This is a genomic window from Methanobacterium sp. BAmetb5, assembly GCF_003491305.1.
Classification (GTDB): Archaea; Methanobacteriota; Methanobacteria; order Methanobacteriales; family Methanobacteriaceae; genus Methanobacterium.
The window spans coordinates 675,001-698,090 of record NZ_CP022706.1 but is presented as its reverse complement, the minus strand read 5'-3'; the positions used below and the strand labels follow the sequence as shown (position 1 = coordinate 698,090).

Genomic DNA, 23,090 nt, shown 5'->3' with positions numbered 1-23,090 from the left:
ATATATGGTATATATTGGGAGGGATTCTATAAGAAGTAGATGGTTAAATTTTTCAAAGAGTTTAAATTGAATAGAGGTTTCACTTAAAATTAGCAACAGGAAGTTCCATTACAATCATTCTAAATTGTAGATGGTTATGGGGTTAATACTATCTTAAAAAATAAGAAAAATAAGAATTAAAAAAACTTAAGCGGATTTGACGGCCATTTCGATGTCTTCGGCTTTGACAGTCTTCCTTCCAGCGTGTTTTGCAAGTTCTACGGCTTTTTTAGCTAGCTCTTCGCCATTTTCTTCCAGAGCTTTGGCTAAAGCCTCCTTTGCATCATCGCTTATCCTTTGAGCACCAGCGTTTTTTATGATTCTTCCAACTGGAGCAATTGGTAATTCAGCCATATTTTCACCTCCTAATTTAGCTATGACTCTATAATATTTAAATATATCGGTTTTCATGCAATAATCAGCCATGGTACTTAACATGCACACTCCCCAAGTGTGATCATCAATCTACCAAAACTTTAAAGGGTACATACACCCATAGGAATTCCCATGAATAAGACACCGGACATTGAACCCACCATAGAAGAGATACTGGACAGGGCATTAGAAAAGCCTATTTCTCGAGAAGAAGCACTTAAGCTTATTAAAACTACTGGTGATGAATATCAGGCCCTTATTCGCGCAGCGGATCGGCGAAGACAGGAATTAGTTGGTGATGAGGTTACCTATATTAAAAATTGGAACATCAACTTCACCGATATTTGCACGGGTACCTGTGGGTTCTGTGCCTTCCGTAAAGACCCGGGACAGGAAGAGGCTTACTTCCTGGATGTGGATGAAATAGTGCAGCGGACCAGAACTGCCTGGGATGATGGTGCAGTAGAAGTTTGTATCCAGGGGGGACTCCACCCGGATGTGGATGCTTATTTCTATGAAAAAATACTCCTCGGTATTAAGGAAGAGATTCCAGATATGCATATACACGCATTTTCCCCCATGGAAATCTTTTATGGGGCATCACAGGCGGAACTGACTTTGGAAGAAACTTTGAAGATGTTAAAAGACGCAGGATTGGGGTCCATGCCCGGGACAGCCGCGGAAATCCTCAACGATGAAGTACGGAAGGTGATCTGTCCCGGTAAACTCACCACCTCCCAGTGGGTGGAGGTCATTGAAACCGCCCACCAGACGGGTGTGCCCACCACCTGCACCATGATGTACGGACATGTGGAAAGTGCCGAGCACCGGGTGGAACACCTGGAAATCCTCAGAAACATCCAGAAAAAAACAGGGGGCTTCACTGAATTCGTGCCCCTAACCTTCATGCACTACAATGCACCCATATATAAACAGGGAATATCCATCCCCGGAACCACTGGTACTGAAGATTTAAAACTCTATGCCGTAGCCAGATTGATGTTCGGAGATTTACTCAAAAACATCCAGGTTTCCTGGGTGAAACTGGGATTCAAATTTGCCCAGGTATGTTTAACTGCCGGTTGTAATGATCTAGGGGGAACACTGGGTGAGGAAAATATTTCACGTTCTGCCGGAGCACAATACGGGGTTTACACGCCCCCGGAGGAATTGCAGAGAATAATAAGGGATTTAGATCGTATTCCTGCTGAGAGGGATACTCTTTATAAGAATATCCGGCAGTTATAATCTAGTAGATCAGAGACAGTTATAATCTAGTAAAATGCCAAATAAGGGGGATTTGTTAAAATAAACGTTTTATAACTACCCAATCCCCCTCTTCAACACTTTTCATTATCTCTAAACCTTCAACAACTTTTCCAATGTGATTCACATCAGAAGCAGGCTGGGAATCACCGAAGAATATGCAGAAGGCTTGGCCGGGTGGCCAGTAGGACACATCCCCTTTATCTGATGAGGGTGAGGGATTTTCGTATTCGTGTTCCAGGGGTATGGGGAAGAAAATTTCTTCCAACCATAGCTGGGCTGCACCCTCCAGGGGGAGGTTTTCATACAATTTTTGGGCAGTTGAGGGGTTTCGATCATCCAAAACTACTTTTAAAGTTCCTTTTTTCAGTATTTCAATTTCAATTTCATTTTTCATTGAATTCACCTACTATTTGAGTATGTCCCCGTCAGTATGCCAAAATCTATCAAGTTTTCCTTATCAATGGGGGTTTCCCCATCAAAAAGGGGGTTTATCTCATTAAGGAACTTTTATCCATCAAAGAGGGCTTTCCCCATCAAAGAGGACCTAAGAGATCGTCCTCAGTTTCGCCCTGTTTCAGTAGTTCTTCCATGATCTGCACGCCGGTGGAGGTGCCGATTTTACTGGCCCCGGCGTCGATCATGGCCAGGGCAGTTTCCAGGTCCCGGATACCACCAGCAGCTTTAACTCCCATTTCCATACCTACTGCTTCACGCATCAGTTTAACATCTTCTACTGTGGCCCCGCTTACTCCAAATCCAGTGGAAGTTTTCACGTAGTGGGCTCCAGCCTCCCTGGCCAGTTGACAGGCTGTGATCTTTTCATCCCGGGTTAACAGTCCAGTTTCCAGTATTACCTTCACCACGTGTCCCCGGGCAGCTCCCACCACGGCCGCTATATCTGCCTGTACCAGGGGGTACTGTCCTGATTTAAGGGCGCCAATATTAAGGACCATGTCCAGTTCAGAGGCACCATTGGCCACGGCCTCTTCTGCTTCAAAGGCCTTGGCATGGGGTGTTTGAACTCCGAAGGGGAATCCTATAACCACACAAACTCCTGTATCTGACATTTCCAGGAGTTCACTGGCCAGTGCGGCCTGGGTGGGTGTTACACAGGCACAACTGAAATCATAGTAATCCGCTTCATGGCAGAGCAGTTCAATATCCGCCTCGGTGGCATCACGCTGTACATTGGTATGGTCAATCATTCCCGCCAGTTCTTCAATGGATATCATAATCAAATCCCTCCAAATCTTTTATTTTTTTAATAATTCCATTACAAATAATTCAAAAATCTTCAAACATATTAAACCAATCTTTTAGCCATATAAGGGCCTTTCCTTTCATAACCAAATTTGCGGTAGTAGTTACGAACCCCAATCCCGCTGATAATGAGTATTTCCCTTTTATCATACTCTTCCCGGCTGGTCTCTTCTGCTTTTTTAAGTAACTCTTCACCGTAACCCCGGTGCTGCCACAGTTCATCTGCCCTTTCACCCAGTGGTATCATGGGGCCGTAAACATGTAATTCACGCACTAAAGCACTGTCATCATTAATTTCCCGACGATGGGCATGCTCAGAGGGCATGCGCAGTCTTAAAAACCCGAGAAGAACATCGGCCTTGGTGTCTTCCTGGGACAGGAATAGTTCTTCTCCCTGGCTGGCACGGTACTTCTCCACCAGCAGTTTCACGTTTTCTTTCTGGGTGTGGGTTCCCTGGGCTGCCTGGTGCCCCACTTCCCGGCAACGAATGCACTGGCACTGAACCTTTTCCTTTTTAAGTTGGTTGTAAACCAGTTCTCCCAGGTTGGATTTCTGGACCCCGGCTTCTATGAGTTGGGAGGGAATATCCCTCTGGATACGCATGGTACGCACCCACTTGGGCAATATCTTTTTAACCTCTACTATTAGCTGAACTGCTTCTTCACTGGAATAAGGAGTGTATTCTCCTTTTTTCCATAGTTCGTGGAGCTGGGAGCCTTCGGTTACCAGGCAGGGATATATCTTCAGCATATCTGGTTTGAACTGTTCATCGGAAAACAACCTCTTGAACATTCGCAAATCCCTTTCAGGGCCACTGAATAGGCCGGGCATCATGTGCATAGCCACTTTAATACCGGAATCTTTTAAAATCCTTGTGGCTTCTACCGTGTCCTGCACCCGGTGCCCACGACGTACTCGGTGATAAATGAAGTTATAAAGGGTTTGCACCCCTAGCTCCACCCGGGTAACACCCATGTCCAGCATCCGGTCCACATCCTCTCTTTGGGAGTAATCCGGCCGGGTTTCGAAGGTCATGCCCACACAGCGCACACTGGAATTTTCATTGGCTAATTGGGCATCCTTGAGATAGAGGAATCCTCCACTATTACCTCCAGTATACTCATCACTGGAGTTCAGGTTATACTCTTTAACTCCAAAGTCAGTCAGGGCCTGCAGGCACCGGGTAATGAACCATTCCTGGAAGCATAAAAATCTGGAGGGGAAGGTACCTCCCATTATTATAAGCTCCACCTTATCTAAGGGGTGGCCAATACTTTCTAACTGCTGCAAACGATTGTAAACCTGTTTATAGGGGTTGAAATCGTACATTCTGGCCCTTAGGGCAGCAGGTTCTTCACCAGTGTAACTGGGAGGGGCTATGGTGCTCTCTGGGCAGTATAGACACCTTCCATGTGGGCATTTATGTGGAGGGCACATCACAGCCACCACAGCCACACCGGAAATGGTCCGTGTGGGTTTCTTTTTTAAAATAGGGATAACAATCTCTTTTTCATCTTCCCGGGCTGTTTGCAGTATTTCAGAGTTACGGGGGAACCGGTCCAGCTGGTGTTCCCGGCACACCCTGAATTTGGCCTTCTCCAGATCCTTCCGGTTTTTTATTTTCCCTTCCAGTATGTCCTCTATTATGGATCTTCCGGCTTTTTCCATTTCCTTTTCTCCAAATTGCATATGAATATAAATTTTTTAATAGTTATCTGGTATTTATCTTTAATATTCCTGTAATCTCTTTAATAATTATGAAGTTATACTAATCACCGTATATTTTCTGAAGGTATAGTGTATAGATTAATTCCTACCATTCTATTATTTGGTTTTAGAAGTGTTTAAATTGCCGGTGAAGAGGGCAACTAATGGCTTTACTATAGATGGAGGGAACTGGTTTTAATGCTTTAAACCCATCCAGAAATTGGGTGAGCCTTTTAAAGGGGGAATTATTATATACATCAAAAAATAGAGTATAAACTGGTGTTTAAATGAAAGTGAGTGACTTTTTTGGGCGAAGAGTTCTGGATAAAAAGGCCAATGAAATTGGTAAAGTGGTGGATATGGTTATAAAACCGAAGGAAGGTATTATTACCAGTATGATCATATCAACCAGTGATTTTGGCTTGACCCGGAAAGATCTGGAAATAGTAACTGCCGACATTGAAGAAGTGGGGGACTACTTAATTTTAAATGTTGAAAAAGCAGAACTGGAAACGAGGGCACAATCAAACACTGAAAAAGAGAAAGTAAGGCTGGATATTAGGAAGTAAATTAATATATAGTCTAAACTCACGAAATACTTCTAAATTCACGAAAATCAATTATAATCTAAAGATGGGGGTGAAAATATGGGAGCAGCTAACAGTAAAAACGAAGAAATATCCGTGGGGTCTCATGTAAGATACACGGGCACCGGCAGTGCTGGGGAAGTTCTGGGCCTTCGCAGTGATGATGAGGGACTGTGGGTTAAGGTGGACACCACCCAGTTATGGTACAACAGCCGCTATCTGGAACTCATGGATGATGAAGAGTACCATCGCCTTAAATCACGAGAATCCCGGAGAAAGACAAAAAAATCCAGTGAAGATTCTGAAAGGGAAACCGCCCGGAAGAAGGTGGAAAGCATTAAACAGGACCTTAAAGACGTTGATATGAGCTCGGAACTGTGTGATGGTGGAGGTTAGACCCTCCATTTTTTTATTCTTTTTTGGTTTCTATTTTCAAATAATGAGATTTTTTAAATTTTTTGAGAGTATGAATTTTTATAGCAGTATTTTTCATTTTTAGATAATTTTATTCCTTTTAAGGTACTTTACTTCCTTTTAACCGGGTGTTTATCATGAATAGGTTTATATATCATGAAATCCAAAGAAGTTACAAACCGACGGTCGGTTTGTGGAGGTTACCATGGTTCCAAGAAAACCCAGGGAAGAAAGGATAAATGAAATAACCCAGGCCGCTATAGATGTTTTTCTGGAGAAGGGTTATGAGAACACTACAATGGAAACCATTGCCCGCAGGGCAGGGATGAGTAAAGGAGGGCTTTACCATTACTTTTCCAGCAAAGATCTGGTACTGATCTCGGCCAATGACAAAATAAGTGAAAAAGTAGAGGACTTAATGAAGGCAGCCCTGGAATGCGATTCAGTTCGAGAGGGAATTCTGTACTACATTGAAAACTACATACGCTACTGGCTGCAACACCCTCGGGAAACTGCATTTCTATTCCTCTCCATTGCCAAGATACTGGAAAAATCAGAACTACTGACTTACTACCAGGAATACACCGCAGATTACCGGTCATTTCTGGAAGCCCTATTCACCAGGGGAGTGGAGATGGGAGAATTCAAACCGCACCCGGTAAGGGCCAGTGCCCTGACCCTGATGGCAGCCCTGGATGGTATTTTAAGTTACATGATATTCGATGACACCCTAAATCTGGAAGAAGTACTCCAGGATTTTGAAGAAAAATTTATTAAACCCATTGAAAAGTGAAAAGAGTATCTGATTTGGTATGAACTCTTGATTATTGAGCCGTAAATGTGATAATTAATTGTTAAAGAGGAGATGGACTTTATGTTAAATATTAGTGGATTGTTGAAGGGGGCTTGAAAATGGTTGAAGATGTCATTGACTTTTACTACTTCTCGGGAACTGGAAACACTTTACTGGTGGTACAGAAGATGAGGGATGTTTTCACGGAAGAAGGAATCCAGGTGAATTTAAACCCCATGGAAGGATCAAAACCGGATGATATCAACTTGAACCATACCATTGGCTTGGGATTCCCCATTGCCGAGCTTTCCACCTACAATTTTGTGTGGAACTTCATCCGGGGGCTGCCCGAAACAGACCAGAACACGGAAATCTTCATGGTGGACACCCTAGCTGGAATATCCGGAGGTATTGTAGGTCCGGTACATGAAATAGTTACGAAGAAGGGCTACCATCCAATAGGGGCCAGAGAAATAGTCATGCCCCTTAACATATTCTACATTGAGGATGAGGAAACCTCTAAGGAGAAGGTTCAGAGGGGACTTTTACAGGCAGAGCAATACGCCCGTGAACTATGTAGTGACCAATCAAAATGGGATAAGGCCTCTATAACTTCCCATGCTGCTTATTACACCTCCCTGGTCGGTCTTAAAATAACAGAATCCAGTGTGAATCAAAAACTACTGCACCTGAAGACAGATGAAGTAGAATGCAAAAGCTGCGGTATATGTGTAAAACTATGCCCGGTGCATAACATAACCCTGGATGAAGGTAAAACTCCGGAGCACGGTTTCAACTGTGAGTACTGTTTAAGGTGTACCTCCCTGTGCCCCCGTGGTGCAATAAACTGTCCCTTCAACTATCAAGGGAAAACTTATCATGCAGTTAAAGCTAAAGAATTTCTTAAATAACCGGCAGGTTCTTAAGAACTACAGGAATCTACCGGTTTCTTAAATTAATACATGCGGTAAATAATTATACATACTGTAAATAATAATTCGCGGGTGAGGGTTATGGTAAATTTAGATGAAAAAAATATGGATTTTGAGGCACTGGCCAGAAAAGCATTGAATAATGAGGATTTATTCTGTGAACTGAAGGAGGGTGTGTTATCCAAGAATAACAACGTACGACAAAACAGTTTCAAGGCCCTGCAGTTCCTGGCAGAAGAAGATCCTGAATTTTTATACCCCGAATGGGACCTTTTCCAGGAAATGCTTCACAGTTCAAACAATTTCCATAAATATATTGCTATATACATTCTGGCCAGTTTAACCAGTGTGGATAAGGATAAACGGTTTGAAAAAATATTCGATGATTACTACGGAATACTTGTTGGGGATAAAGCCATGACGGCATCCCATGTGGCTTTAAACTCAAGTGTGATCGCCCATAACAAGCCAGAACTACGATCCCGGATCGTTGATACTCTCATGCGAATTGATGAGATTCACCAGGGCAAACAGAAGGAACTCATAAAGGCCTATGCCATCGAAGCCCTGGGTAAGATCTACCCGGAAGCAGAGGATAAAGAACTAATTGAAAATTTCATAAAATCCCAAGTGGATAGTAAAAGTCCCAAGACCCGCAACATGGCCCAGTGTTTTCTGGAGAGGTGTGATTAGATAAATTAATATATTAGGAACCCCCTACAATTATTTAGGGGTTACATGGTGGACATGATCAATGCTCTAGAATTCCCACGGCGGAAGAATGAATTTAAAAAGATGGTGGGTCAGATAGGTTCCCATAATCAATCTGGAAACAGGCTCCCTAAATCTGAAAATCAACCGGGAATGTTGTTAAGTAAACCTGCTATTAGAACCATTCCCCCAGATAAACAAACCTTTGATAACCCTGAGTTATGGAAAAATTTTCAAAAACAATATCAGCAAGAGTTTAATGAAAAGGTAAAACTCATGGATAAAATTCGGCATAAGAAAAATTCCCTGAAGCCCTCAGTGAATTATAGTACAGATTTTTTATAGTTATAACTCTTTTTTCAAGTTGCCCTGAAAACCATTCTTGGATCAGATGATAAAAAAATTTATAAAGAATGTTGACTAAGTTATATGGATGGGATAATGTAGTGAGTAACTTGGGATTCTTTAGTATTATTTTGCACTTAATTTCTCATTACACTTCCTAAGTCTTTTGTAGGTTATTTGTTAAAACTGGGGGTATACAGTGACCAATGAAAGAAAAAACTAGGCTTGAAGATGGTGAATTGGTTAATTCGGATATGGAAGGCATGATTGGCACTTTCGAGACCCTTGCCAACCACCCACTTTCCAGAATACTTCTGGAAAAAACCATGAACTACTGCCAAAAGGACGAAGCAAATTCTATTGAGGTTGGATTGCAGCTCATGCTGGGGCAACGGGAAAATGCCTGCCTAAAATGCACAATATTATCCAAGATCATATCTCACCTGGTAAAAAAAGGAATTGCAAACTTTGGAGTTTCAGAATCAGAATTCAAGCAGACAATGGAAGATCCCTACTGGGTAAAGGGTTTAAGCAGTGTACTTAAGGGCATAGCACTCTTTGGCGTTCAAAAACCCTTTATACCGGGGGCACCCTTTCAGGTGGTGTGGAACATCACCCGACAGTGCAATATGAAATGTGAGCACTGTTACGAAAATGCAGGCAAACCCGGTAAAGATGAACTTAACTCTGGCCAAGTATTAAATGGTTTAGATATTCTTTCAGAAGCAGGAGTAACTTCGGTTGCTTTATCAGGGGGTGAACCCACCCTGCATCCCCATATTCATGATTTCATTAAGCATGCCAAGGATCAGGGATTGTTCGTGGCCATGGCCACCAATGGATATCTGCTCGCCCAGCAGGATGTTACCCGCAAATTTGAAGATACTGGGTTGGAATTTGTACAGATTAGCCTAGATGGTCTTAGCTCCCGAACCCATGATTCATTTAGGGGAGTTAGTGGTGCCGGGGATAAAGCAGTTCAAGCTATTTCCCACTGTGTGGATGCTGGTTTTTTTGTAGAGGTAGCTACCACTGTCACGGAGTACAACTATCGGGAAATACCCCCGATGATGGATTTTGTAAGAGATTTAGGTGTGCAGTGGTTCATGTTGTACAATTTTATACCCACGGGGAATGGCTGCAAAATTGTAAACAGTGATATTTCTCCTGAAAAAAGGCAGGAACTGTTAGAAAATGCTTATATTGAAAATAACAAGGGGGAGATGCAGATTTTATCCACAGCCCCTCAGTATGCCACTATCGCTGAAGCTTGGGCCTCATCTCAAACCAAAGTAATCCCTACCCATTTTTACAACCTGGAATACACCAGTAACACTTTAAAAAAACTTGCTGATTTTATTGGTGGTTGTGGTGCCGGAAGGTTCTATCTAAGCATTGAACCCAATGGAGATATCTTTCCCTGTGTATTCTTCCCTCATGACGAGGAGTTGTGCCTGGGAAACATCCTCTCTGATGATTTCAATGATCTGTGGCAACACCACAAACTTCTGGATAAATTCAGGGATAAAAATATCCTCAAAGGTCATTGTGGTGGGTGCAAATCCAGGAATATCTGTGGAGGGTGCCGGGCCAGGGCCTATAACTATTTTGGTGACTTACTGGCTCCTGATCCAGGTTGTGTTAACAATTTCACCCAGTGGTTGGAGATTAAAAAAGGACTTCCCGAAGGTGCTCAGGAACTAGCTGATGGAAGAATTTTAATTGATCTAAAATATGCGGGCTGATGGTATGGATGTTATCCTAATAAACCCTTATGATGAAAATGCGGTTAAAAATGGACTGGGGTTCATTACCCCTCCTCTAAATTTGATGTACCTGGCATCATCGCTGGAGGGTGCTTCCTTTTCAGTGAAGATAATTGATGATGACCTGCTGCAGATGGGATATCATAAGGTTTCCCAGATAGCAGCCAAACTTAATCCCCAGATAATAGCCCTCACTGCCACCACTTCTACCATAAAAACGGCCATGAAATATATAAAATTAATTAAAAAGGTTTTACCCAATGTATCAGTAATAGGTGGTCCTCACCCTACTTTTATGCCAAATGAAGTTTTAAAAGATCCACTTGTCGATGTGGTGGTATTGGGGGAAGGTGAGGAAACTATGGTTCATCTGGCCCGTAATTACATTGATAAAGGAAACCAGGATATCTCCAATATTCCGGGAATTGCCTACAATGATCCAGAACAGGGAAATATCAAAGTTACACAGCCACGGCCCCTTATCGAAGACCTGGATTCCTTACCCTTACCAGCCCGACATCTGGTTCCCTTTGATTCATATGGGGTCTCCAAAGACCAGTCTGGGGGAATGATCACCAGTAGAGGTTGTGTTTTTTCGTGCGGCTATTGTTCTTCTTCCCTGATTATGGGTAAAAAATTTAGATCCCGCAGTCCCCCGAATGTGGTTGATGAGATTGAGGAACTCTATTACCACTATAAAATCAGAGACATAGCCTTCATGGATGACACTTTCCTCTTAAATAAAAAAAAAAGCCTATGATATAGCCCAGGAAATTGAAGACAGGGGCTTGGATGTGAGTTTTGTTGCATCTTCCCGGGTGGACATGGTTGATTACAATCTGCTCCAGAAACTGAAAGGCAGTGGAATGAGTACTTTGTACTACGGGGTTGAATCTGGATCCCAGAGAATATTAAACCTGATGAGGAAGGGAATCACACTTAAACAGGCAGAAGATGCAGTAAAAAGTGCTAAAAAAGCGGGTCTGAGTGTGCTAACTTCTTTTATCTTAGGCTATCCTGGTGAGACCGAGGAAGATATAAACCGGACCATTGATTTTTCCATAAAATTAAAACCAGACTACAGCCAGTATTCTATCTTAACTCCCTTCCCCGGTACTCCTATTTATCGTGAACTCCATGAAAATGGTTTAATTAGTTCCAAAAACTGGGATAAGTACACGGTTCTGGAACCGGTTTTGGATTATGAAAAAATGGGATTAACCAAGAGTATGGTGAAAAGAAAGTTGGTAGAGGCCTACCTTAAATTCTATGCCCGGCCCAACTATCTCCTGAAACATCGCTACATGATAAAGGAGATATTCCAGATCATCCTCCGCAGCTTCATACTCCCTAAACTGAAGGGAGGCACGGGCAAAGGATGGTACCAGGATATTTAATGAATCATCCTCCCATGATCGTTAGGCCTTGTAACGGCGTAATTAATTTTTAGAGCTTTAATTGATTTTAATGATTATAATTGCTTTTAAAAACATTTAAAAGATTTCAAGGGCTTCCCCAGTTTGGGAATTTAGTACTTACTTTACATAATTCAGTTCTTTTAGGGGGTTACTTGCAATAAAAGTAACCAAATGAGTATTACCCACTAAAAAGTATTACTTTTTACCCAGGCCCTGCATAATTAATCGGCGTATAATATACGATCGGGACCGATCCTCTTTTTTGGCTATTACATCGATTTTATCAATGTACTCTGGCTCCAGGCGGATGTAAACACTTTTCTTTTTTGTCATGTATATGGATACACTTGTTTACATATATATACTTTACTTTCAATTTCTGGATCTTACTTTACTGATTAAAGGGAGTACGTTTCTTGGATAAATGAGTACATCTATTGGATAAAGGGAGTGAGCTCTTGGATCGAATCGATGTTAAACTCCTAAAAATTTAAAAAGCAGGGGTACGTAATCCTAGGATCAATGAGGAAAATTAATTTTTCAGACATCAGTGTAAGAGTGATCCACACTACCTTCAACACCAGGTTCATCCTGGCCCGGGCCTGTCGGAAAATACCTCCACTGGCCTGGTTGGTGGACCGGATGTTATTTGAAGGGGATGATATACAGGTACTCCCTCGGGATGCTGCCCTGAAAACAAACCTTCCAGGAAACATCCAGGAGGTGGAAGTAAATAGCAAGGTACCGGTTTCCAGTGGAAATACAGTACTCCCCAGTCAGGTATTGAAGGAGATGATCCACAAGTCACAGTACCATTTCCTGATGGACTCCTGCATATGCCGCACCTCCAACCAGTGTCAGGATTACCCCCGTGATCTGGGTTGCTTATTTTTAGGAAAAGGTTCCCAGAATATATCTCCCCAATTGGGAAGGTCAGTTTCTGCCAATGAGGCAATACAGCACGTTGAAAAATGCCAGGAAGTTGGATTAGTGCCTATTATAGGTAGAAATAAGATAGACAGTGTTTGGTTAAATACTGGTCCTAAAGAAGAACTGCTTTCCATCTGTCACTGCTGTGAGTGTTGCTGTCTGTGGAAAATGACTCCGGACCTTCCTGAGGAAATGGGTCGCAGTTTCTCCCCCATGGAAGGAGTGGAAATAACCTTCAGTCCGGATCTCTGTAATGGCTGCGGATTATGTGGGAAGGATGTCTGTTTTCTCGATGCAATTTCAATTAGGGATGGAAAAGCCAGAAGAGACAATGATGCTTGCCGAATCTGTGGTCGCTGTGTGGAAATATGTCCCCGGGGAGCCATTAAGATTAAAATGAGTGATGATGCAATAAAAAGTTCCCTGTCCCGAGTAAAACCCCTGGTTGATGTTGAACTGGAATGAATAACGGTAAATTTGAGTAGAGAACTATTTTTTATCCATATCTAATCCTTAAATTTCCTTTTTCAGCATTTTAGTCTCCAGTGTGTTTTGTTTTAGCCCATCTCCTTTCTTTACGGGTTAACATGTGAATGAAGGCTGCAAAGAACAGTGGTATGAGGTAGAGACAGTAAGCCCAGTACTCCACGGCCCGAACCAACGACCTTAAAACACCCACCTTATCCCTTCGGATTCCTAAGAGAACACCAGGGAAGAAGGCCACGGTAGAAATCAATCCAATGATCACTGGAGCTTCCATTGAAAACCGTGCCACTTGTGTAAGGCTTAAAATAGCCACAACATAACCCAACATCACAAAAACAGTGAACAGAAGGAAAACCAGGTATTGTATAGAATCTACTTTCTTGTAAAGGGGTATCTTAGCATCTATTATGGGGGTCAGATACACGAATAAGGTTTCCAGATTACCCGTAGCCCAACGAACCCTTTGCCGGAAAAAAGCCTTCCACTCCGGAACTGCCTCCTGCCAGACCACTGCCTCGGGACAGTAGCGAATTTTATTACCATCTATTATCAGTTTAACGCTCATGTTCAGATCTTCAGTAACCGCAAACCCATCCCAGCCTTCAATATCCTCCACAAACTTCTTCCGGGTTAACTGACCATTACCTCCCAGGAAACCGGATTTACCCATGATATCCCGGGCCCGGAGTATAACGTTACCGAAAATAGAGAACTCAACCTCCTGCATCATGGTCAGCAAGTTCCGGTCAGCATTGTACATGCGCACCCTCGCCTGCACCCCTGCTACATTCTCTTCGTCAAGATAGGGAATGATCTTACCCAGAAAATCAGGGTCTATGCGGGCATCAGCATCGAAAACCGCGATAACCTCCCCCTGACATATACGAACACCATCATTCAAGACATAACCTTTCCCTCGACCGGCACGTGGGGGTTTACGCGTTACAATACGTAAATATTCAAATTCAACCTTTAATCTGGCCAGTACTTCTCCAGTTTTATCTGTGGAACCATCGTTGATCACAATGATCTCGTAGTTACGCTTACCGTCTGCGTAGTAATCCAGCTCAGCCAGGGAACGAATACATCGTTCAATGGTAAATTCCTCATTATGGGCGGGGATGAGAATGCTAACAAATGGTTGATCCTTCCCTTCCGGTGGTGAAGGTTTCTTTAAACTTATCCCTACAATGAACAGGTTGTAGATGGCAGGAATAAATAACAGGTACATGAGCCAGGTCATACTACGCGTGGCCAGGCTGTAAACAATCAGAGAAAGGACAATGGCACTAATAAAGAATACTGCAGTCTTTTCAATCACCATCTCCCCTTCTTTGGTGGTAATTTTTTGGTCGATCTTTTTAATCCTATCAGTCTCGGATCGATGTTGTTGCAGTACAGTTTCCAGGGTACTGTAAAGTTCATCAATCTGGTAAGGTTTGGGTAGATAACCGTAGGGTGATGTTTTAATTGCTCGTTCCACCGTGGTATCATCGGTGTAGGCACTGAGGAAAACCACCGGTATATCCAGGTCATGGATATGTTCGGCCACAGAGATACCATCCAGTTCTCCGCTCAACACAATATCCATGAGAACGAGATCCGGGCGGAATAATTCTGCCTTATGGATAGCTTCCTGGCCATTAGTCACAGTATCCACCACCAGATAACCCTTATCCGATAGTTGGGCCGTAAGATCCATGGCGGTGATGATTTCATCTTCCACAATCAGTATTCGAGGACGTTCCTCCCAGCTAATCTCATCATCCTGGTTGGTTAAGGGCACTCCCTTGCCCAGGCCTTTATAACGGATTAATTCAATCTTATCACGGTATTCTTGGTGTTTGTGGATGGCAGTTTCCAGGGCTAGCTCCAGATCCTTATCTGGGTAAGGTTTTATAATGTAGCCATAGGGACTGGTGGATTTAGCTCTTTGCAAGGTTTTTTCATCAGAATAAGCAGTTAAAAAGACTACAGGGATGTCCAGAGAGCTTATCTTTTTCGCAGCCTGGATACCATCTACTTCTCCCTGCAGCACGATATCCATAAGCACCACATCGGGCCTCAGTTCGGCTGCCATGTCAACTGCTTCTTCTCCACTGTTAACAATGGAGGGAACTGTAAAACCAATATTAACCAGTTTAGCCTTTAGATCCAGGGCAGTTACCATTTCATCTTCTACAATGAGTACTGATGCTGGTTTCATATCCTAATTCTCCCATGTTTAAGCGGTGATAATTATGATGAAAACAGAACAGAGAATATTTCTAACTTTGTCTCTATCACTCTATCTCTTTGTAGTTAAATACTGGAAAGTCTATTTTGTTATTACTCTATGAGTATTTTGTTAAAATAAGAATAAAAACATTTGGATAGATGGAATAGGGCAATCACACACTCTTATCCTGGACTGATACACAGAATCGGCAAAGCGCACTGGGAGTATCAATCTGTTTATCCTTAACTGGACACAGGTAAACACCATCCGCCAGTTTAAGGGTGAAACCACCGGGGAAACGGGTTCCCACAGGATGGATAGATTCTTCCTTTACAAAGGCAGTGTAAGTGGAAACTACACGAGCTATACAGTGAAAACACTTTTCATCATTATTACGGGACTTCTGGGAAAGTTCAGCCTGAACTTTCAGAAATTCAGAAAGTTTCACCGGGTTCACTACTCCTGCATAGTCAGCTTGGTCGTCTTTTATATCTTTAATACGGGTGAAGAAAGCCTTGGTGAAACGGGCAATATAATCATCCCTTTCCTTGGAGGGCATGAAACTGGCATCTTCCCGTAGGAAGTTGGATGCTTTCATAATATCCAGTATATGGATGGCTCTTGCTTCCTTTTTAAGAGTTTTTAAGAGTTCATTTTTACGTATTTCCTGGTTAAAATCCAGTTCGTCTAATTTTTCTGCCATAGGGTGTCACCAGGGTTGTGATTAATCATTTTAAAATTCCAGTAGATTATTTTATGCCGATTATTCTTATAATAAAGATTCTTTAGAATAAAGAGTCCCCAGTTGGAACTACATATCTGGTTCCTGCTGGGCCAGGCAGAAACCACAAACCGCCAGGGGATTATCTTCATTGTTATCCTTAACTGGGCAGTAATAAATGTCCTTATCCTTCCGCACCTTTAAACCACCGGGGAAGGGTGTTCCCACGGGATGAACTGGTTCTTCCAGTATGAAGGTGGTGTAGAGGGACAGGACCAGGTAAGGTTTAAAGGATCGGTCATCACCAAATTCTTTCTTCATCAATTCTTCCTGACTTTCCAGGAGTTGTATGGCTTCACCCAGTTCTTCACTGTTCAAATAGCCCTTGTATGATTTTTTGTCATTTTTAACATCCCGGTAACCTTTTAAATATCCTTCAGTGTACATTTTAATGTACTCTTCCTGGTAATGGGGATGAACATGTTCCATGCTCTTTTTAAGGAAGCTGCAGGTTTTCATAAAGTCATTGATGTGTACTTGGTTGGCTTCATTCTTTAAGGCCTCTAAAAGATCGTTTTTAGAGATTTCCCGGGAAAAATCAAGTTTTTGGAGTGTCATAATACCCTGTTTTATTGGTTTAGTATTTGACTAATAAAAAAGACCATAAATATTTATCCCAGTCAATCCCGGGCATGGTACTTTTTCAGGATGTTTTCTGCTGTTTTAGGACCAATACCCTCAATTCGCAGGAGCTCCTCACGGGATACGTAGCGGAGATCCGTTCCAAAGGCATCAACCAGTGCTCTGGCCCTTCTACGGCCCAGACGTTTGATCCCCACCACCAGGGGGAGTAACTCCTCTTTCACACCGTAATAGAGTCGGGCGGCCAGCACTTCCATGGAATCCAGTCCAGTGTATATTCCCAGAACCTGGCATATCTCCCGGTGGAACTTCACCAGCTGTGATGCCTCGTAGGCTGCCCTGCGGGTGGAGGCAGCGTATACATGGAAGGCATTTTCAATTTCGTACTCACTACGTTCATCCATCCACTCCATAAGAGTGGCAGTAGTGGCTTCATCATTACCCACATCAACCACAAAGAGTCCAGCCTGGTTAAGCCGGTCCCGGACTGGGTCACGACTTTTGCGGCCCTTGAAGGAGATGGGGATGAGATCCGGTGTGCGGCATATCTCGTACACCAGACGGGACATATCCACCTCTCCACCCGAACGGGCAAATTCCTTAAGACGCACTGCAGTCTGCACGGTATAGTTACTCTTGGCAATTAACATTCCAAAGGCTGTGGCTCTTAATCCATCCGGAACTACCTGGATCATGCCGTGTTCAGTGAGAAAATCCAGTGCCTCTTTAACCTGGAACTGTATGGTGTCCGAGGCAAATAAAGATGAATATTCGGAGTGAGTCATCTGGAAACCGGAAAATGTTCCCTGGAAAAATTCCATAAGCTCATCCAGGTTTCGAGCCATCCCGGCGGCCACCTGGGATATGATCTGTCGGTACACTGCATCCCGGTTCTCCAGTAACTTGGAATTGGTGGCTTCGATCTCCCCGTAGACATATTGGTACTGGAGTTGCTCGGCTTCAGACAGGGTTTTACCAATCAGATAGGAGTAACCCTCCTTATCATATCCTGGACGTCCGGCCCGGCCAGACATCTGCAGGTAATCAAACACTGGTATTGGTTGGGGTCCCTGACTTGTCCAACGGGTGTAATCCCGGATAACCACGTTTTTAGAGGGGAGGTTCACTCCGTACATTAAGCTGGGGGTGGCGGTGATCATCAGGAGGTTACCGGCACGGAATTCTTCCTCAATGATCTCCTTCTGTCGGTCAAAAAGTCCGGCATGGTGGAAGGCCATCCCATTTTCCACACACTCTGCCAGTTTAAGGCACACCTCGGTGGGCAGGGATCCCCTCCGGCGGGGCACATCCAGGATCTTTTCTGCCACCCTTTTGAAGGTCTTTTTCTTCTCGGCAGGTAGGTTTCTTTTGATCTTACCGGTCAGGTAGTTGGCCAGGGATTCGGTGAACCGGCGGGTGGAGACAAAGACCAGGGCCTGGCTGGATTCTTCCATGGAATCCTTCAGGATACGGAGAATAACATCGTTCTTATTTTTGGTACCGTATTCTTCAGTGTTAAGCACCTCCTGGTAGAGGGGTACTGGTCGGTAATCGTGTTCCACCACCCGGGCACCCAGCCAGGTGGAGAGCTCCTCCATGTTCTGTAGGGTGGCGGATAGGGCGATCAACCTCATCCCCGGGTTGATTATACGGGAACGGGTGATGGCACATTCAATGGTAGGGCCACGACTGTACTCTCCGATCATGTGAAACTCATCCACAATTACCAGATCCACCTCTGAAAGGGTGTTCCAGTTGAAACGGGTCAGGGCATCGTAGGATTCAAATACCATCACTGCCAGGTCCGAGGAAGAGGGATGTTTACCCACCTTGATACCGTGTTCTTCGAATTTTTTAAATTCCTTAACCTTTTCATTCTGAATGGATAATAAGGGGACAGTGTAAACTACTTTACCCCCCTCAAGGATGGTTCGGAGGGCAGCCATTACTCCCAGAAGGGTTTTTCCACTGGCCGTGGGTATGGCAATGATGAAGTTTTCCTTCTCCTCCAGTAAGCCGGCCTCTACCACAGCCTTCTGGGCAGGGTTTAAATCCTCAATTTGAGGGTAAGAATCCTTGATTATTTTTTTGATGGCAGGATCCAGTGATTCGAGACTCATATTAACTTCCTATTTTTTTGTCCTTATTTTTCCAGAATAATTTAGTCAAGATTTAGCTCTATTTTTTCCTTCTTCAGCACTTCAATATCACTTATACTGGTGGAAGGGTACTGGCCCTTCTCATCCTTCTCCACACTTTTGACCATGTCCCATATGGTCAGAAGACCAACACTAACCCCGGTTATGGCTTCCATTTCCACCCCTGTCTTTCCGGTGCTCTTTACCTCCACGGTGACCTCGATGTAACCATGGTTCACTTTAAATTCCACTTCCACACCGCCGATGGGTATGGGGTGGCACAGGGGTATTAGCTGGGAAGTGGATTTAACTGCCTGGATGGCTGCTATCTGGGCAGTAGTGAGAACGTTCCCTTTTTTAATTTCTCCCTTTTCAATGAGGTTTATGGTTGCTTCCTGCAGGTTTATCTTTCCCCTGGCCAGGGCAGTCCTTTTAATGACGGGTTTATTTCCCACTTCCACCATATGCACCCCACTTGGGGTGAGGTGTGTGAATTCTTTTTCCTCCATATCCATGTCTCCTGTTACCAAATTTGATGAATTCAACCATCTTCCGGTCGTTCCGGTTAGATTCTAGATGTTCCATGTTTTTATCTAATTGATGGGCCCTGCTTATCTGAAATTTGTCCTACTATTATCCAAAAATATTTATCTAAAAATATGGTGAGTTAACTTTCTAGTTATAATGTTGGATAGAGCCGGTGATAAATAATAAGTTAGTAGGGTATCTCCAGAGTACTGTATTTCCGGGAATGTTCCTGGGCAGCCACACCCTTCTCCTGCCTCAAATTTTCATTCTGTAAAATCTCATCCAGAGCTCTGGCCAGTTCCAGTGGTTCGGCAGGTTTAACCATCGATCCCACCTTTTCATTCATTACTTCGCTGATTCCCCCGACACTGGTAGTCACCACTGGCAAGCCACTGGCCATGGCTTCCAGAATGGTGATGGGGAATCCCTCGGATATGCTGGGCAGGACAAAAACACTGGCCGAGGGCATGATATATTCCACATCACGCCGGGCACCGGTGAAGACCACGTCGCTGATTTTATCATCTTCGACCTTTTTTTCCAGTTCCGGGCGCAGGGGACCATCACCCACTATCAACAGCTCAGCATCAGTTTTCATTAACTTTTTGGCTTCCAGGAGATATTTCACTCCCTTCTGATATACCAGGTTACCCACAAAGAGTACGGTGGGCTTATCACTTCCCATTTTTATATCTGGGGGGAGTTCTGTTTTCTGGGGATTGAATTTTTCAGTATCAATGGCGTTGGGCGTTACATAAACCTTTTCAGGATTTATACCCATCTTCAGCACCTTATCTTTCAGGTCATTGTTAATTACCATTACATAATCTGCTTTTTTAAGAACTGACCGGATCAATCTCTGTAAAAGGGGGTTATTAGCCTGGATCATGAGATCTGAGCCGTGGGCAGTTACCGCAGTTTTCTTACCCATCCAAGATCCCAGGTACACTCCAATGAGACCCGGGGGAAGAAGGAAATGGGCGTGGATAAGATCAATTTGGTAATGACGTACCATGCTTCTCAGTTTGAAAAAAGCAGATACAAAGAAGAATAGGCCCCTTAATCCTTTGATATTGGGTGCAGGGGCAGTTTCCACCTTCACCGGGCCCCGATCCTTCACATCCTGGTGGGGGTAGGTTAACACGTAAACTTCATCCCCTCTTTTAACGAGTTCCTGTGATAGAAGATAAGTATGGGATGAAACACCTCCAATATGAGGGGGATATTGTCCTAATATGCACACACGCATGATTTCACCTTAATTTGAATCTATAACAGTAATCTATATTCTACTTTATCATTTTAATACATCTATATAGTTCTGGTAGAATTCCCACTGTAGTTAAAATCTTTTCTAAATATTCTACCCCTTTATCTTTAGAATAATATATCCAGGTTAAGTAACTTCCCAGACAATAAGAATATTTTCTGGGTGGGGAGAATTAGTGAGTTGAACCTTCTATAATGAAATTTAATACTTGGATGAATTAATAAATTCTTTAAGGGCTGAATAAAATTAATTAACGACTTTTTAGCTGGACATTATGATTATGGTTGAGTATGGTTCCATCCATTTTTAAAATAATCACTTCGGGCATAAGGTTGAACCTTTCCTGGCAACGCTCCTGAATGGCCCTGGCAATGGAGTTGAAGACCTTTTCCACCATTTCTTCCCTTTCCAGGATTTCCAGCATATCCTCTGTGGTATTGGAATTATACACTTCTTCCAGGACCTGTTTACTCCCACCCCTGAGGCCAGTATGGGTGGTTATGATCTCCCGGCGGCCATCTGCCAGACGGTGTTCAGTCTGAAAGATACCTCCGGCTATTTTTACCAGTTTACCAGCATGGCCCATTAAAATCAAACGGGTTAACCCACATTTACTGGCTTCTTTTAACATGAAACCCACCAGATTGCCCATCTGGATGATCTGGTCATCTTCCACATCCAGCAACTCCTGGGCCAGCTTTTCCCCAATGTTACCAGGCACAAATACCAGCTCCCGGTACCCCTCAGCCAGGGCCACATCCAGCTGACATTTTTTGGACTTCTGGAAACTGTCAGAATTCATGGAACGGGCCACACCTGTGGTTCCCAGTATGGAGATACCGTCCACAATACCCAGACGGGGATTCATGGTCCTTTTAGCAATATCCCTACCCTGAGGGGTGCTGATTAAGACCAGTGCACCTTTTCCTTTAGGGAGTGCTTTTTCCAGGTTTGATCGGATCATCTTCCGGGGTACTGGATTTATAGCCACTTCACCAATGGGTAGCTGCAGTCCCGGTTTGGTTATTTTACCCACCCCTTCTCCTCCCTGAATCAGGATGCCAGGTTTATCTTGGAGGATGACTTCAGCCTGCACTTCCAGGTTAATGGTTACATCCGGGTCGTGGTAGGGAAATTTCACCACACTAGCCGCCCCGGAGTGATCATCAATCTTCCGGGAACTTTTAACGAATATATCCAGGGATCCCAGTGGTGTTTCAATTGTTACTGATGAAGGTACCTTCCCTTCAATGGATAACAGTGCGGCCAGGGCGGCAGCAGTAGCTGCACTTCCAGTGGTTATGCCGTAATCTTCACTCTCAACAGGAAAAGAAACAGATGAGGGGGTTGTTTTATTCCCCCTGCTATTTTTAGAATTAGATTGAGAGATTTGGTCTTTTTGACCGGAATGATCTTCTTCCATGTTAATTAAAAATAATAGGTTTATTTTATTTTCCTTTTTCTTCTTCTATGGCCTTTGCCAGTTCTTCTTTACTGGGAGCACCGACAAAACGTACCACTCCATTTAGAGCAATGGCCGGGACAGCCATAAGACCATAATCAATTGCTTTTTCACGGTCTACCATTATGTCGATCTTTTCAATTTCCATTACGCCAGGCATGTCCTTTTCAACTTCGTTTACCACTTCAATAGCCATGGGACAGTAGGGGCAAGAGGGGGATGTGAATACTTCTACTTTGACAACCATATTTTTCACCTCATTATTTACTCTGTTAGACATTTTATATATTTTATTTAAGTTCTTTTTTTTGGAAATCTTTATTTTATAATTTGGTTATTTTCTATAAATTTTAGGTAAATTTTACCTTTTTTGGGGAAAATCACCAATATTGAACGTCTTACCTTAACTTTGTTCATCACCTCAGGGAGTAATCCACTGAGTTCTGCACTGAACCCTGATTAATTAGACTTCCAATCCCTTTACCTAAGGCATAGGCGAAGTTGGTGGAGTAACCTTTAAGGATATCAGCTAAAGATTCAGTAGGGGTAAGGGTAACCACGTTATAATCACCAGGTATACCTCCCAGTCGGGCGGCCATTTCAATGGCCTTTTCCCGGTCACCAGTTTCATCCACCAGTTTAAGATCCTTGGCTTGGGTTCCGGTGTAGATTTTACCCTCGGCAATACTACGCACGTACTCTACATCCAGGTTACGGTTTTCGGCCACCTGCTTGATGAAATATTCATAATCCTGATCCACCATTCCCTGTAACATTACAGTCTCTTCGGGAGTTAGATTACGGTAGGATGCACCCATATCCTTGTACTCTCCGGCTTTAATGGCGTACTGGTTCACTCCGATCTTCTGGTAAAGACCAGATAAATCAGTTAAACTGAGTATAACTCCAATACTGCCCACAATTGAGGAGGGGCTGGCCACAATTTTATCGGCAGGTGAAGCCACCAGGTATGCACCGGAAGCACCAATATCACTGATCCAGACCACCACTGGTTTACTGGAATTTTTCACAGCATTCATAATCTCTTCACTGGCCACTGGTGAACCACCGGGGCTGT

Annotated in this window: 25 protein-coding genes (1 of these 25 running past the window's edge); 11 read left to right on the top strand and 14 right to left on the bottom strand. The window is 43.4% G+C overall.

Going from position 1 to position 23,090, the window contains the following annotated elements:
• Window positions 1–186 precede the first annotated feature (186 nt).
• Window positions 187–393, bottom strand: coding sequence for a histone HfoA2 (gene hfoA2 / locus CIT02_RS03320; protein ID WP_004031856.1), 207 nt, complete (start codon window positions 391–393; stop codon window positions 187–189).
• Between the two features lie 153 nt (window positions 394–546).
• Between hfoA2 and cofH the strand changes: the two genes are divergently transcribed.
• Window positions 547–1,662 (top strand): 5-amino-6-(D-ribitylamino)uracil--L-tyrosine 4-hydroxyphenyl transferase CofH, encoded by a 1,116-nt coding sequence (cofH, locus tag CIT02_RS03315; protein WP_292613997.1) that lies wholly within the window; start codon window positions 547–549, stop codon window positions 1,660–1,662.
• Window positions 1,663–1,717: 55 nt separating this feature from the next.
• Here cofH and CIT02_RS03310 read toward each other — a convergent pair whose 3' ends face one another.
• The 3 genes from CIT02_RS03310 to CIT02_RS03300 form a co-directional block, all read right to left on the bottom strand.
• Entirely contained in the window at window positions 1,718–2,077 is a 360-nt protein-coding gene (locus CIT02_RS03310; protein WP_292613995.1) for a cyclophilin-like fold protein, read from the bottom strand.
• A gap of 139 nt (window positions 2,078–2,216) precedes the next feature.
• Complete coding sequence (deoC, locus tag CIT02_RS03305; protein WP_292613993.1) at window positions 2,217–2,915, bottom strand: deoxyribose-phosphate aldolase; 699 nt, start codon at window positions 2,913–2,915, stop codon at window positions 2,217–2,219.
• A 71-nt stretch (window positions 2,916–2,986) separates the two neighbouring features.
• Window positions 2,987–4,612 (bottom strand): tRNA uridine(34) 5-carboxymethylaminomethyl modification radical SAM/GNAT enzyme Elp3, encoded by a 1,626-nt coding sequence (locus tag CIT02_RS03300; protein ID WP_292613991.1) that lies wholly within the window; start codon window positions 4,610–4,612, stop codon window positions 2,987–2,989.
• A gap of 326 nt (window positions 4,613–4,938) precedes the next feature.
• On the opposite strand from CIT02_RS03300, the gene CIT02_RS03295 reads away from it, so the two are divergent.
• The 9 genes from CIT02_RS03295 (at window position 4,939) to CIT02_RS03255 (ending at window position 11,596) form a co-directional block, all read left to right on the top strand.
• Window positions 4,939–5,220, top strand: coding sequence for a PRC-barrel domain-containing protein (locus tag CIT02_RS03295; protein WP_048073519.1), 282 nt, complete (start codon window positions 4,939–4,941; stop codon window positions 5,218–5,220).
• A 78-nt stretch (window positions 5,221–5,298) separates the two neighbouring features.
• Complete coding sequence (locus CIT02_RS03290; protein ID WP_292613987.1) at window positions 5,299–5,634, top strand: DUF2098 domain-containing protein; 336 nt, start codon at window positions 5,299–5,301, stop codon at window positions 5,632–5,634.
• 223 nt (window positions 5,635–5,857) lie between these two features.
• Window positions 5,858–6,445, top strand: a complete 588-nt coding sequence (locus CIT02_RS03285) for a TetR/AcrR family transcriptional regulator (RefSeq protein ID WP_292613985.1) — start codon at window positions 5,858–5,860, stop codon at window positions 6,443–6,445.
• Between the two features lie 119 nt (window positions 6,446–6,564).
• Window positions 6,565–7,356 carry an EFR1 family ferrodoxin gene (locus tag CIT02_RS03280; protein ID WP_292613983.1) on the top strand — a complete coding sequence of 264 codons (792 nt, stop codon included), beginning with the start codon at window positions 6,565–6,567 and terminating at the stop codon, window positions 7,354–7,356.
• A 102-nt stretch (window positions 7,357–7,458) separates the two neighbouring features.
• Complete coding sequence (locus tag CIT02_RS03275) at window positions 7,459–8,070, top strand: hypothetical protein (protein WP_292613981.1); 612 nt, start codon at window positions 7,459–7,461, stop codon at window positions 8,068–8,070.
• Between the two features lie 45 nt (window positions 8,071–8,115).
• The gene (locus CIT02_RS03270) at window positions 8,116–8,433 is read left to right on the top strand and encodes a hypothetical protein (RefSeq protein WP_292613980.1); all 318 of its coding nucleotides are present in this window, start codon (window positions 8,116–8,118) and stop codon (window positions 8,431–8,433) included.
• A gap of 206 nt (window positions 8,434–8,639) precedes the next feature.
• Complete coding sequence (locus CIT02_RS03265) at window positions 8,640–10,178, top strand: radical SAM/SPASM domain-containing protein (RefSeq protein WP_292613978.1); 1,539 nt, start codon at window positions 8,640–8,642, stop codon at window positions 10,176–10,178.
• A 4-nt stretch (window positions 10,179–10,182) separates the two neighbouring features.
• The gene (locus CIT02_RS03260; protein ID WP_292613976.1) at window positions 10,183–10,959 is read left to right on the top strand and encodes a B12-binding domain-containing radical SAM protein; all 777 of its coding nucleotides are present in this window, start codon (window positions 10,183–10,185) and stop codon (window positions 10,957–10,959) included.
• A gap of 34 nt (window positions 10,960–10,993) precedes the next feature.
• The gene (locus tag CIT02_RS03255) at window positions 10,994–11,596 is read left to right on the top strand and encodes a radical SAM protein (protein WP_292613974.1); all 603 of its coding nucleotides are present in this window, start codon (window positions 10,994–10,996) and stop codon (window positions 11,594–11,596) included.
• Between the two features lie 216 nt (window positions 11,597–11,812).
• Here CIT02_RS03255 and CIT02_RS03250 read toward each other — a convergent pair whose 3' ends face one another.
• A complete protein-coding gene (locus CIT02_RS03250; RefSeq protein ID WP_292613972.1) occupies window positions 11,813–11,950 on the bottom strand; it encodes a ribbon-helix-helix protein, CopG family in 138 nt (45 codons plus the stop codon).
• A gap of 189 nt (window positions 11,951–12,139) precedes the next feature.
• Between CIT02_RS03250 and CIT02_RS03245 the strand changes: the two genes are divergently transcribed.
• Entirely contained in the window at window positions 12,140–13,012 is an 873-nt protein-coding gene (locus tag CIT02_RS03245; RefSeq protein ID WP_292613970.1) for a 4Fe-4S binding protein, read from the top strand.
• Between the two features lie 70 nt (window positions 13,013–13,082).
• On the opposite strand, the gene CIT02_RS03240 is transcribed toward CIT02_RS03245, so the two are convergent.
• The 9 genes from CIT02_RS03240 to sppA all read right to left on the bottom strand — a co-directional run.
• The gene (locus CIT02_RS03240; RefSeq protein WP_292613968.1) at window positions 13,083–15,239 is read right to left on the bottom strand and encodes a response regulator; all 2,157 of its coding nucleotides are present in this window, start codon (window positions 15,237–15,239) and stop codon (window positions 13,083–13,085) included.
• A 184-nt stretch (window positions 15,240–15,423) separates the two neighbouring features.
• The gene (locus CIT02_RS03235) at window positions 15,424–15,954 is read right to left on the bottom strand and encodes a DUF2115 domain-containing protein (RefSeq protein ID WP_292613966.1); all 531 of its coding nucleotides are present in this window, start codon (window positions 15,952–15,954) and stop codon (window positions 15,424–15,426) included.
• A 108-nt stretch (window positions 15,955–16,062) separates the two neighbouring features.
• A complete protein-coding gene (locus CIT02_RS03230; RefSeq protein WP_292613964.1) occupies window positions 16,063–16,590 on the bottom strand; it encodes a DUF2115 domain-containing protein in 528 nt (175 codons plus the stop codon).
• Window positions 16,591–16,652: 62 nt separating this feature from the next.
• Window positions 16,653–18,734, bottom strand: coding sequence for a DEAD/DEAH box helicase (locus tag CIT02_RS03225; RefSeq protein ID WP_292613962.1), 2,082 nt, complete (start codon window positions 18,732–18,734; stop codon window positions 16,653–16,655).
• Window positions 18,735–18,775: 41 nt separating this feature from the next.
• Window positions 18,776–19,261: a cyclic pyranopterin monophosphate synthase MoaC gene (gene moaC, locus CIT02_RS03220; protein WP_292613960.1), complete on the bottom strand. Its 486-nt coding sequence runs from the start codon at window positions 19,259–19,261 to the stop codon at window positions 18,776–18,778.
• Window positions 19,262–19,467: 206 nt separating this feature from the next.
• Window positions 19,468–20,529 (bottom strand): glycosyltransferase, encoded by a 1,062-nt coding sequence (locus CIT02_RS03215; RefSeq protein ID WP_292613958.1) that lies wholly within the window; start codon window positions 20,527–20,529, stop codon window positions 19,468–19,470.
• Between the two features lie 271 nt (window positions 20,530–20,800).
• Window positions 20,801–21,973: a cobalt-precorrin-5B (C(1))-methyltransferase CbiD gene (gene cbiD / locus CIT02_RS03210; protein WP_292613955.1), complete on the bottom strand. Its 1,173-nt coding sequence runs from the start codon at window positions 21,971–21,973 to the stop codon at window positions 20,801–20,803.
• A 25-nt stretch (window positions 21,974–21,998) separates the two neighbouring features.
• Complete coding sequence (locus tag CIT02_RS03205) at window positions 21,999–22,292, bottom strand: MJ0307 family thioredoxin (RefSeq protein ID WP_292613953.1); 294 nt, start codon at window positions 22,290–22,292, stop codon at window positions 21,999–22,001.
• Window positions 22,293–22,428: 136 nt separating this feature from the next.
• Window positions 22,429–23,090, bottom strand: partial view of a signal peptide peptidase SppA gene (gene sppA, locus CIT02_RS03200; RefSeq protein ID WP_292613951.1) — the 3' portion only. The gene runs 277 nt beyond the window's last position; only the last 662 of its 939 coding nucleotides appear in the window; its start codon lies beyond the right edge, outside the window; it ends in the stop codon at window positions 22,429–22,431.

Bases quoted from the DNA above. Each gene is read 5' to 3' on its own strand.
- hfoA2 (WP_004031856.1), bottom strand. From the start codon at position 393: ATGGCTGAATTACCAATTGCTCCAGTTGGAAGAATCATAAAAAACGCT.
- cofH (WP_292613997.1), top strand. From the start codon at position 547: ATGAATAAGACACCGGACATTGAACCCACCATAGAAGAGATACTGGAC.
- CIT02_RS03285 (WP_292613985.1), top strand. From the start codon at position 5,858: ATGGTTCCAAGAAAACCCAGGGAAGAAAGGATAAATGAAATAACCCAG.
- CIT02_RS03260 (WP_292613976.1), top strand. From the start codon at position 10,183: ATGGATGTTATCCTAATAAACCCTTATGATGAAAATGCGGTTAAAAAT.
- moaC (WP_292613960.1), bottom strand. From the start codon at position 19,261: ATGGAGGAAAAAGAATTCACACACCTCACCCCAAGTGGGGTGCATATG.
- CIT02_RS03235 (WP_292613966.1), bottom strand. From the start codon at position 15,954: ATGGCAGAAAAATTAGACGAACTGGATTTTAACCAGGAAATACGTAAA.
- CIT02_RS03290 (WP_292613987.1), top strand. From the start codon at position 5,299: ATGGGAGCAGCTAACAGTAAAAACGAAGAAATATCCGTGGGGTCTCAT.
- CIT02_RS03205 (WP_292613953.1), bottom strand. From the start codon at position 22,292: ATGTCTAACAGAGTAAATAATGAGGTGAAAAATATGGTTGTCAAAGTA.
- CIT02_RS03310 (WP_292613995.1), bottom strand. From the start codon at position 2,077: ATGAAAAATGAAATTGAAATTGAAATACTGAAAAAAGGAACTTTAAAA.
- CIT02_RS03275 (WP_292613981.1), top strand. From the start codon at position 7,459: ATGGTAAATTTAGATGAAAAAAATATGGATTTTGAGGCACTGGCCAGA.
- CIT02_RS03225 (WP_292613962.1), bottom strand. From the start codon at position 18,734: ATGAGTCTCGAATCACTGGATCCTGCCATCAAAAAAATAATCAAGGAT.
- CIT02_RS03215 (WP_292613958.1), bottom strand. From the start codon at position 20,529: ATGCGTGTGTGCATATTAGGACAATATCCCCCTCATATTGGAGGTGTT.
- CIT02_RS03295 (WP_048073519.1), top strand. From the start codon at position 4,939: ATGAAAGTGAGTGACTTTTTTGGGCGAAGAGTTCTGGATAAAAAGGCC.
- CIT02_RS03250 (WP_292613972.1), bottom strand. From the start codon at position 11,950: ATGACAAAAAAGAAAAGTGTTTACATCCGCCTGGAGCCAGAGTACATT.
- deoC (WP_292613993.1), bottom strand. From the start codon at position 2,915: ATGATATCCATTGAAGAACTGGCGGGAATGATTGACCATACCAATGTA.
- CIT02_RS03230 (WP_292613964.1), bottom strand. From the start codon at position 16,590: ATGACACTCCAAAAACTTGATTTTTCCCGGGAAATCTCTAAAAACGAT.
- CIT02_RS03265 (WP_292613978.1), top strand. From the start codon at position 8,640: ATGAAAGAAAAAACTAGGCTTGAAGATGGTGAATTGGTTAATTCGGAT.
- CIT02_RS03280 (WP_292613983.1), top strand. From the start codon at position 6,565: ATGGTTGAAGATGTCATTGACTTTTACTACTTCTCGGGAACTGGAAAC.
- CIT02_RS03245 (WP_292613970.1), top strand. From the start codon at position 12,140: ATGAGGAAAATTAATTTTTCAGACATCAGTGTAAGAGTGATCCACACT.
- CIT02_RS03270 (WP_292613980.1), top strand. From the start codon at position 8,116: ATGGTGGACATGATCAATGCTCTAGAATTCCCACGGCGGAAGAATGAA.
- CIT02_RS03240 (WP_292613968.1), bottom strand. From the start codon at position 15,239: ATGAAACCAGCATCAGTACTCATTGTAGAAGATGAAATGGTAACTGCC.
- CIT02_RS03300 (WP_292613991.1), bottom strand. From the start codon at position 4,612: ATGGAAAAAGCCGGAAGATCCATAATAGAGGACATACTGGAAGGGAAA.
- cbiD (WP_292613955.1), bottom strand. From the start codon at position 21,973: ATGGAAGAAGATCATTCCGGTCAAAAAGACCAAATCTCTCAATCTAAT.